Genomic DNA, 9,300 nt, shown 5'->3' with positions numbered 1-9,300 from the left:
ACGTCGCACCCCTGATTGAGGGGTGCGACGTCGGGTCTTCTTGTCGGGTCCTACGTCTGCGCGAGGAACGGGACGACGGCGTCGAGCCAGGCCTGCGGGGCCGCGCGGTGGATCAGATGGCCGACCGGGATCGTGACGCGCCGCGCGTCGGGGACGCGGTTCACGAGCTCGTCGATCGTCTCGTCGGGGACGGGGCTGTCCGGGCCGCCGGCGAGGACGAGCGTCGGCGCGGCGATGAGCGCAAGGTCGTCGCGCCAGGTCGGGTCGGGGGAGTCGAGCTGACGCCGTACCGACAGGACCATGTCCCAGTCGAAGAGCAGCGGGCCCGGCGGGCGCTCGGGTGCCTGCGGCACGCGAGGGCGGAGCGCGCCCACGTCCTCCAGCACGAGGCGTCGTATGCGGTCGGGCTGTTCCGCCGCGACGTGACAGGCCACCGCACCTCCGAGGGAGTGGCCGACGAGGTCGAGCTCGTCGAGGCCGAGATCGTCGAGCGTCCGGATGACGTCGTCGCGCATGCGGGCGAACGTGTACGGAGGTTCCCACGCGGCCTGGCCGTGACCGCGCAGGTCGAGGGCGTGGACGTCGTGGTCTTGTGCCAGTGTCGGCGCGATCTCCGTCCAGTCGTCACGTGTCTCGCCGAGGGCGGGCAGGAGGACGACCGGTGTGCGCATGCCGTGACCGTACGACGTCGAACGCCACGAGCGGAACCGTCGGGGAGGCGATTCCGCTCGTGGCGGACTGGAGGCTCCCGCGGGTCAGCGGGCGGTGAAGCCGCCGTCGATCACCAGCTCGGCGCCGGTCACGAAGGACGCGTCGTCGCTGGCGAGGAACAGGATCCCCGCGGCGATCTCCTCCGGCTGACCGACGCGCTGCCTCGGTGCCGCCGCGGCGAGCATCGTACGGTCGGTGTCACCGAGGATCGGCGTCTCGATGAACCTGGGGTGGATCGAGTTCACGCGAACGCCCTCGGTCGCCCAGCCGAGCGCGGTGTTCTTCGTGAGGGTTCGGACCGCGCCCTTGGCGGCGGCGTACGCAGGGCCCGTCCCGAACTCGCCCGAGATGCCGAAGATCGAGCTGGTGTTGACGACGGCGCCGTGGCCGGAGGCCTTGAGCGCGGAGGCGGCAGCCTTCGTCCCGAGGAAGACGCTCGTATCGGTCACCGCGCCGACTCTCCGCCACGTGTCGTACGAGGTCTCCTCGATCGGATCGGAGTCACCGATGCCCCGCGGCCTCGGTCCACTCGTCTTCGTTGGCGACGTCGAGGTGCAGCGCGCGGGCGGCGCCTCCGGCTGCCTCGATCTGGGCGATGACCTCTTTGGCGAGGTCGTCCTGGACGTCGGCGACGACGGCGGTGCCGCCCTCGCTGGCGAGCCGGATCGCGGTGGCGCGACCGATGCCGCTCGCGCCGCCGGTGATGAGGGCGACGCGTGCCGGCGCCGTACGACAGGGCGACGGTCGCGGTCGCGTCACGCTACGTCGCGTACGGGACGGTGGGGGCGATCGAGGCCTGGCTCGAAGGGCCGGAGCCGCGGAGCGTGGACGCGTTCGCCGAGCGCTATCGGCTGCTGCTGCCGGCGTGGTGGCCCCTGGCCTGAGCGGCCCTGGCCGGTGTCGGGAACGGCAACTGTGGCTGCTAGGGTTGCTTCGCAGGTTCGGAGCGGTTGCTCTGGGTCTCGGGCTGTGGCGCAGCTTGGTAGCGCACTTGACTGGGGGTCAAGGGGTCGCAGGTTCAAATCCTGTCAGCCCGACAGAAATCGATGTCCCGGGACGCCGTTTGATCGGTGTCCCGGGACATTCCTGTCTGACGTCGCCGTGGTGGCGTAGGGATTGACGCTACGTCACCTGCAAGAGTCTGGTTCAGGGAACGAGGACGTACCGTCCGCGGAGGCCTCCTGCGGCGACGCGCTGGAGGGCCTCGACGACCTTCTCGAGAGGCAGGACGTCGGCGATCCGGGTCGGAAGGACCTCGCGGTCAGCGAGCTGCAGCAGGGTCGCAAGCCGATCCGGGTCGGGCGCGACCGACACGGCACGAGCGGAGATGCCGCGCCCTGGGGAAGGCACGTCGGTGGGACGGACTCCCACGAAGGTTCCGCCGTCGCGGACGAGAGCGGCGCCCTCGGCCTGCAGAAGTGCAGTGTCTGCGACGGCGTCCCAGCCGTGGGAATACTCGGAGGTGAACTCGGCGCCGAGACCACGGACGAAGGACTCGTCGCCGGTGCGTGCGAGCCCGGTGACCACCCAGCCGCGATCGAGGGCCAGCGGGACGACGAAGGAGCCCACGGCACCGGCTGCTCCGGTGACGAGCAGGCGCTGGCCGTCGCCGTCGCCGAGCAAGTCGACGATCTGGTCGGCCGTCAGCGCGTTGAGGGGGACGATGGCAGCGGCGGTGAGCTCGAGGTCGTCGGGAACGACGGCGATCCAGTCCCGGTCGGCCACGACCTCTTCCGCGTACGTCCCGAAGTCGCGGTCGAACCCCGGCACGATCCCGGCGACGCGCGCGCCGACGGGCAGCGTGACGTCCGCTCCTGCCTGCGTGACCACGCCGGCGAAGTCCCATCCGAGCCCGGCGTGATCAGGCTGGTTGATCATGCCGATCGAGTGGAAGAAGCCGTCGGTGACCCACACGTCCGCAGGGTTGACCGACGCGGCCTCGATCCGTACCCGGACCTGTCCGGCACCCGGCTCGCGTCGGGGTACGTCGATCAGCTCGACAGACGCTGGTCCAGCAGGCACGCGGACGACGGCGGTGCGAAAGGTCGCGGTGGTGTCCATGATTCTCCTCGGTGGGGTTGTGGTGGCGTGTGCCGAAGTCCAGACTGGCTCCACACGCTCTCTGTTGGGAAGTAGGCACCCAAAAGTGCGTTAGATGCTGGCAAGTGCGCACCGAAGGAGCTCTGATGCCGACGACCACTGCGGCCCAGCGCCGAAGCAGCGCAAAGGCCGAGTACAACGCCTTCCTCGCGGGCTGTCCGAGCCGGGAACTGCTCGCGCGCATCTCGGACAAGTGGGTGGCGCTCGTGCTCGCGGCGCTGGCGGAGGAGGGACCCCTGCGGTACTCGGCGCTCGCGCGACGCATCGCGGGGGTCAGCCAGAAGATGCTGACGCAGACTCTTCGTACGCTCGAGCGCGACGGGCTCGTGACGAGAACGGTCACTCCAACCGTGCCGGTGACCGTCGACTACGCGCTGACAGATCTGAGCGCATCCCTTCAGCACGTCATGATGGCTCTGAAGGGCTGGGCAGAGGCGCACATGGACGACGTCCACGAGTCTCGGGACTCGTACGACGCGATCGCGAGCGAAGTCGGTTGACGGGCTCGGGACGCAGTGGCGCAATGGTGCCGTGACCTCGGCGCTGAGGGCATCGAGGTGGTCGCGATGGGCGGGATCACGAACACGCGGGCTTTGCCTCGCGGTACGGCCCGCAAGGCTCGGCGTCCGGCTCGCCGGCCTCTTCGACGCCCCTGAGGAGGCGAAGCTCCGGCGCGGACTGGTCAGAGCAGGTCTCGACGCCGCACTCGCTGAGGCTCCTGGCGGGCATGCCCGCCCAGCGCGACTGGACGCAAGAAGCGGTGCTGCGGCGCTTCCTCGGAGTGCGGGCGGGACGCAAGTCGCGCTACGCCGCGCTGCTGGTCGAAGCGCTGGAGCCCGACCGTGTGCCGGAGCCGCTGGCAGCAGTGCTGAACCGGGTCTCGGCTCGCCGCTAAAGGGCGCCGCCGACGAGCCCGAGCCCGCCGAGCAGCGAGAGCGCCAGGATGCCGGTCCGTACGCGCGACGGCGTCAGGCGGCTCGCGAGCAGCATCCCGGCGGCGGTGCCGACGCCGAGCACGGCCAGCTGCGGCGCACCTGGAAGGTGGACGCCGAGGACAAGCGCGGTCGCGAGGTTCTGTACGAGGAAGAACGCCGTGAGATTGGCGCGCATCACTTGAGGCTCCCACCCGGCGTTCGCGGCGTACAGGCCGATCGGGGGACCCCCGACGCCCCCCACGACGTTGAGCGCCGCGCTGGTGGCGCCGGTGAGCACAGCGGCCTGCGGTGTGCCGAGCCACCGGGAGCGCAGACCGCTCGCGAGCAGCGCGACGGCGATGACGACGCCGACACCGCCGGCCAACCCGAGCCACCGCGTCTCCACGTCGCGCACGGCCCAGGCGATCAGCGGCGTGCAGACCAGCGTAGGGAGCAGCATCCGCGTCACCGCACCGGGCTGGACCTCCCTGCGGTCGCGAACGAGCGGCACCGTCGAGGCGAACACGGCGAGCAGCACGGTCGCCGCCACCCCTTCGCGGGGTCCCAGCGCGGTCACCATGAAGGGGGCGGCGACGAGCGAGAACCCCATCCCGGTCGCGGCCTGCGCGAGCGCGCCGACGAGGATGCCGAGCAGGGCCAGACCGAGGAGCAGCTCCTCGCTCACGTCAGCGGCACGGACCGGTCGAGACGGCACCGGCGCTGGATGAGCAGGGCGATCGTCATCAGCACGGCGGGGACGGCGGTGAACCCGATCAGTACGGCGCTGAGCGCGGAGTCCGACTGTGCCACGCTGTCGCCGTCGACGGCCGCGGCGAAGCCGCCGATCGCCAGCATGGCGGAGTAGACGTACGGCCCGATCGCAGTGCCCACGGCCTCGGTCGCGGTCCACACGCCCGTGTACGCCCCGGCGCGGGACGAGCCGCGCTGCTCGGCGGCAGCCACGGCGTCGGGGACCATCGAGAACGCGAAGAGCTGCAGGCCCGCGAAGGCGACGCCGAGCACGACCACGACGGCCACCGAGACGGCGACGCCGAGCCGGTCACCGGCCAGGAGGCCCGCCGTCCCGACGATGAACATCAGCTGGCTCAGCAGCAGCCCGCGCTGCTTTCCGATCCGGCGGGAGACCCGCAGCCAGATCGGGGAGGCGAAGACGGCCGGTCCGAGGAAGGCGCCCATGAGCACTGCGGTCAGCCCGCTGCTGCCGAGCACGTACTCGGCGTAGAACGGCACCGCCGCCAAGACGAGGTGCGTGGTGGCGCCGGTGAACAGGTAGGAGAGTACGAGCAGGCGGAAGTCACGGTCCTGCCAGGCGAGCGCGAGGTCGGCCCGCGTGGAGTGTGCTTCCGCGTCCGGGCTGCGGAAGCCGCAGGTCTCGGTGAGGCGGCGTACGCCGCGAATCGCCACCACGCCGCTGACCACCATCACCACCCCGAGCAGCAGCGCCATCCGTACGTAGCTGCCCCGCTCGTGGTCCGCGACCAGCGCGGGAGCCGCGACGCCGGCGGCCAGGAGCCCGACGGTGAGCATCACCATCCGCACCATGAAGACGCGGGTGCGCTCGTGGTAGCCGACCTTGAGGTCCGACGGGGCTGTCAGGTACGGCACCTGGAAGGCGGCGAAGAGCAGGTTGCCCACGATGTAGAAGAAGCCGACCCAGAGGGCGGCCGAGAGACCGGTCAGCCCCGACGGCACCGCGAACATCGCGCCCATCGCCACGGCGAGTAACAGGCCCAGGCGCATCATCCCGCGCCGGTGGCCGTGGCGGCGGGCCTGGCGGTCCGACCACGTTCCGAATGTCGGGTGCACGACGGCGTCGAGGACCTTCGGCAGAAGGAGCACCAGACCGGCCACGAGCGGGCTGACCCCGAGGGTGTTGGTCAGGAAGTAGAGCAGCAGAAGTCCGGGAACGGTGACCCACACGCCCATCCCGAGCGACCCGGACCCGTACGCCGCCAGGTGCGGCAGACGGGCGCGGGGGGACGCCTCTGCTGCACGACTGACGGGTACGGGTCCGGGGGTCTGTGTGGCCGTCACCGGGCGGCCTCGCGGTGACGCGCGACTGCCCTGGCCGCCAGATCGGCTCCGGCGAACGCCCCGGAGCGGACACGCTCGGAGAAGGTCCGCGAGACGATCCGGTCGGTGAGAGCGGGGAGGTGCCGGGCAAGGAAGAACTCCATCGCGCCGCGACGCGTGGTGGGCAGGTCGCGCCGGGGGCGGCGTGAGAGCGCCGCGTGCAGAACGGTGTCGACCACGCCCTCGAGCGGCTCGTACGCGCTCATCCCCTCGAGGGAGAGCCCGGCCGCTGCGGTCGAGTCGTGGATCGGACTGCGTACCGACGAGGGGTAGACGCAGGTGACGCCGACATGGGTGCCGAGCTCGAGGCGAAGCGCGTCGGCGTAGGCGACCATTGCGCGCTTCGACGCGCCGTACGCGGCCGCGAGCGGCAGCTGCATCACCGCCATCCGCGAAGCGACCATGACGATCCGGCCACGCGAGGCGACCAGCGCTTCGGTGCAGGCTGCGGTGACGCGCCAGGTGCCGAGCAGGTTGATGTCGAGCTGACGGCGCACCTCGTCACCGGGTGCGAGCTCGGCGGGCGCGGGCCCACCGATGCCGGCGTTGTTCACCAGGACGTCGAGACCGCCCAGGAGCTCAACAGCCTTGGCGACCGCTGCGGGGACGGCAGCGTCGTCGGTGACGTCGCACGCCAGCACCTCGACCGGGTCGTCGGCGCGTGGCGCCAGATCGAGGCCGACGACGTGGGCACCCTGCTCGGAGAGCTCCTGGCACAGGGCGCGACCGAAGGTCCCCGACGCGCCGGTCACGAGCACGCGCAGCCCGGTGGCATCACGGCGGCTCATGCGTTCACCGCCACGGGACGCGCGGCGAAGCCCTCGGTGCCGGTGGCGAGACGGCGACGGCCTGCCTCGATCTCGCGCGGGATCGCGGCGACGTACCGGTCGAAGTCGATGCGCATCGCGGGCCGCTTGTCACCCCACCTGTCCTTGGCCTCGTCCAGTGCGCGATGGGCTTCACGGTCGCGCTCGTCGGGCGTCGGCAGCGCGTAGTCCCCGCCAACGTACGCCGCGAACAGCTTGGCCTGGGCCTCAACGACGGGCAGAGCCGCGCCGGTCGACTGCATCAGGCCGACGAAGGCCAGGCTGGGGTCCTCGAGGTGGAACACGCGATGGTGCAGCAGCATGGCCTCGGGGTTCGTGCCCAGCCAGCGCGGCGACAGGAACGGGATCGTGACGCGGTATCCGGTCGCCCACACGATGGTGTCGACCATCTCGGTACGGCCGTCGGTGAAGACGACGCGATCTCCGTCCAGCCGCGCGATGCCGGGACGGGCCTCGACCGCACCATGGGTGAGCCGGTGCAGGATCGTGTCGCTGATCGTGGGGTGGTTCTGGAAGAACCCGCCGGACGGGGCAGGGAGGCCGTACTTCTCCGGTCGTCCGACGGCCAGGCGCAGAGACGTCTCCGCGATCCGCTGGCGCACGCGCCACGGCAGCGCGGCGATCGCGCCGCCGGTGGCGTCGGCAGGGCGGCCGAAGAGGTACTTCGGGAGGATGTGCACGCCGTGGCGGGCGGAGAGCAGCACCGGAGCCTCGGCGACGTACGAGGCGTCGACGGCGATGTCCATCGCGGAGTTGCCCATCCCGACCACGACGACCCGCTTGTCGCGGAAGACGTCGGCGCTGCGGTAGTCGTGGGCGTGCATCTGCGTGCCGTCGAAGTGGCCGGGGTAGGCGGGCGACGGCCACTTCGGGTCCCAGTTGTGCCCGTTGGCCACGACCACTGCGTCGTACTGGTCGACGTCGCCGGACGCCGTGGTGACGGTCCATGTGCTGTCGTCCTCGCGCTCCACCGCCGCGACCGCGGCATCGAAGCGGATCGACTCGAGGACGCCGAAGGTGCGCGCATAGTCCGCGAGGTAGCCGGCGACCAGGTCCGCCGACGGGTAGTCCGGCCACTCTGCGGGCATCGGGAAGTCGGCGAACTCCGTGCGTCCCTTGCTGGTGTTGAGGTGCAAGGAGTCGTACGCGGGGGAGAGGCCGTTGCTGTTGCCGCGAACCCACAGGCCGCCGGGACGGTCACCCTTCTCGTAGGTGACGACGTCGGCGCCGACATCCAGCAGTGCCTTGGTGGCGGTGAGGCCGGCGGCTCCGGCGCCGATCACGGCGACGCGGGCGGGGTGGGTCATGCACGAGCTCCTGTTCGGCGACACGGACCGATGTGGTCCGGGACAACCGTAGACGCCGACCAGCGGTATCCCTGTGGCCCTCGTCACCGAGTTTCTGCATAAGGTTGTGCCACGCCACAAGGGAACGGAGGCGGGGTGCCGATGCCACGAGGAGTCGGAGCGCGGACCGACGAGTGGTCCGGACTCATCGATCTCATCGAGCGGGTCATGCGGGACGAAGACCTGCTGCCGCAGGTGGTCGCCGGCGTACGCTCGATGGTCGCCGAGGTGGCCTCGCTCCCTGTGGCGGACATCGCCGGCCACACGCGAGCCCTGCTGATGGCCGCCACGCGCGCGCTCGCCGCGCGCCGGGGCCCGACGGAGGCAGAGCTGGCCTTCGTCGAGGAGCTGGCGGTCACCCGCGCCACTCAGGGGATCCCGATCGAGGTGGTGCTCGGCGCCATCCACGTTGCCGAGCGCGCCATCTGGGCGCGGGCCCGCGAGATAGCGGAGGCCGAGGACGTCGGAGCAGGTCAGCTGCTGGACGCGCGTGAGCTGTACGACGACTGGGCCGAGGCCGTCCGCTCACGGTTGATCCGCGCGCACCGCGACGCGCGTGCCGAGCAGACCGCAGTCCGGCGAGATCGCGACGTGGAGGTCATGCGGCGGCTGCTGGAGGGCGGTTCCGCGGCGACCCTGGCCGCGGCCGAGGCCGGGCTGCCGTACGCGGGCGGTCTGTGGGTGCTGGTGGCACGCCACGGTGACCCACGTGCGACGGAGGCGTTGCGCCTTCTGCGCAGTGACCGGGCCGTGTCGCTCTCGGCGTCCCTCGGTGACACCGTCGTCGCCGTCGTGTCGAGCCGCCCGTCTGCCCGTCGTGATGCCGGTGGTGACGTGGTCGTCGGTGTCGCCGGACCGGTCGGTGCCGAGGAGGTTGGTACGGCGCACCGGCTCGCCGTCGCCGCCGTCCCTGCCGCCGAGGCGATCGGTCGGACCGGCCCGGTGCACGTCAGCGAGGTCGCGAGCGTGGTGGCCGTGCTCTCCCGGACCGATCTGACCGCGGCGCTGCTCACCCAGCACCTCGCGGCCTGGCGCGAGCTCGGGCCCAGTGCCGAACCGGTTGCGCTCGCCGTGCGCGCGTGGCTGGAGGCGGACCGGGACACCGCTGCGGCGGCGGAGGTCCTCTTCGTCCACGCCAACACGGTGCGCAACCGGGTGCAGCGGTTCACCCACGTCACCGGGATCGATCCGCTCGGCACGTTCGGGGCGATGGACGCGTGGTGGCTCTGCCGGGCCTGGCTCGCCGATGCGGAGTGACGCAGGCCCGCTCTCTGTCGATACAGAGAGAATGAGGCGGTACGTGATGTC

Annotated in this window: 11 protein-coding genes and 1 tRNA gene; 4 read left to right on the top strand and 8 right to left on the bottom strand. The window is 71.4% G+C overall.

Features of this window, described 5'->3' with window-relative positions; all coding sequences use genetic code 11:
* Positions 1-50 precede the first annotated feature (50 nt).
* The 3 genes from ACFSDF_RS20250 to ACFSDF_RS20240 form a co-directional block, all read right to left on the bottom strand.
* Positions 51-671 carry an alpha/beta fold hydrolase gene (locus ACFSDF_RS20250; protein ID WP_377159016.1) on the bottom strand — a complete coding sequence of 207 codons (621 nt, stop codon included), beginning with the start codon at positions 669-671 and terminating at the stop codon, positions 51-53.
* Positions 672-755: 84 nt separating this feature from the next.
* Entirely contained in the window at positions 756-1,202 is a 447-nt protein-coding gene (locus ACFSDF_RS20245; protein ID WP_377159086.1) for an SDR family NAD(P)-dependent oxidoreductase, read from the bottom strand.
* A gap of 10 nt (positions 1,203-1,212) precedes the next feature.
* A complete protein-coding gene (locus tag ACFSDF_RS20240; RefSeq protein ID WP_377159014.1) occupies positions 1,213-1,470 on the bottom strand; it encodes an SDR family NAD(P)-dependent oxidoreductase in 258 nt (85 codons plus the stop codon).
* A gap of 204 nt (positions 1,471-1,674) precedes the next feature.
* Here ACFSDF_RS20240 and ACFSDF_RS20235 point away from each other — a divergent pair.
* Positions 1,675-1,748 (top strand) — tRNA-Pro (locus tag ACFSDF_RS20235).
* A gap of 109 nt (positions 1,749-1,857) precedes the next feature.
* Here the strand turns inward: ACFSDF_RS20235 and ACFSDF_RS20230 are convergent.
* Positions 1,858-2,772: an NADP-dependent oxidoreductase gene (locus ACFSDF_RS20230; RefSeq protein WP_167002467.1), complete on the bottom strand. Its 915-nt coding sequence runs from the start codon at positions 2,770-2,772 to the stop codon at positions 1,858-1,860.
* A 125-nt stretch (positions 2,773-2,897) separates the two neighbouring features.
* Here ACFSDF_RS20230 and ACFSDF_RS20225 point away from each other — a divergent pair, with 125 nt between their 5' ends.
* Positions 2,898-3,311: a winged helix-turn-helix transcriptional regulator gene (locus tag ACFSDF_RS20225; RefSeq protein WP_377159012.1), complete on the top strand. Its 414-nt coding sequence runs from the start codon at positions 2,898-2,900 to the stop codon at positions 3,309-3,311.
* Between the two features lie 227 nt (positions 3,312-3,538).
* On the top strand, positions 3,539-3,706 hold the full coding sequence (locus tag ACFSDF_RS20220) for a hypothetical protein (protein WP_167251097.1): 168 nt from the start codon (positions 3,539-3,541) through the stop codon (positions 3,704-3,706).
* Here ACFSDF_RS20220 and ACFSDF_RS20215 read toward each other — a convergent pair.
* The 4 genes from ACFSDF_RS20215 to ACFSDF_RS20200 are packed head-to-tail and all read right to left on the bottom strand — an operon-like array spanning position 3,703 to position 7,953.
* Positions 3,703-4,440, bottom strand: coding sequence for a sulfite exporter TauE/SafE family protein (locus tag ACFSDF_RS20215; RefSeq protein ID WP_377159010.1), 738 nt, complete (start codon positions 4,438-4,440; stop codon positions 3,703-3,705). The genes ACFSDF_RS20220 and ACFSDF_RS20215 overlap by 4 nt on opposite strands.
* A complete protein-coding gene (locus ACFSDF_RS20210) occupies positions 4,407-5,780 on the bottom strand; it encodes an MFS transporter (RefSeq protein WP_377159008.1) in 1,374 nt (457 codons plus the stop codon). The genes ACFSDF_RS20215 and ACFSDF_RS20210 overlap by 34 nt, the downstream gene beginning before the upstream one ends.
* Positions 5,777-6,607, bottom strand: coding sequence for an SDR family NAD(P)-dependent oxidoreductase (locus ACFSDF_RS20205; protein ID WP_377159006.1), 831 nt, complete (start codon positions 6,605-6,607; stop codon positions 5,777-5,779). Before ACFSDF_RS20205 ends, ACFSDF_RS20210 begins: the two co-directional genes overlap by 4 nt.
* Positions 6,604-7,953, bottom strand: coding sequence for a flavin-containing monooxygenase (locus ACFSDF_RS20200; RefSeq protein WP_377159004.1), 1,350 nt, complete (start codon positions 7,951-7,953; stop codon positions 6,604-6,606). Before ACFSDF_RS20200 ends, ACFSDF_RS20205 begins: the two co-directional genes overlap by 4 nt.
* Positions 7,954-8,094: 141 nt before the next feature.
* Between ACFSDF_RS20200 and ACFSDF_RS20195 the strand changes: the two genes are divergently transcribed.
* Entirely contained in the window at positions 8,095-9,249 is a 1,155-nt protein-coding gene (locus ACFSDF_RS20195) for a PucR family transcriptional regulator (RefSeq protein ID WP_167251093.1), read from the top strand.
* Positions 9,250-9,300 lie beyond the last annotated feature (51 nt).

It is taken from the genome of Mumia zhuanghuii, assembly GCF_042681565.1.
Taxonomy (GTDB): Bacteria; Actinomycetota; Actinomycetes; order Propionibacteriales; family Nocardioidaceae; genus Mumia.
Note: the sequence above shows the minus strand (reverse complement) of the source record. Positions and strands in the feature narration are given on the sequence as shown.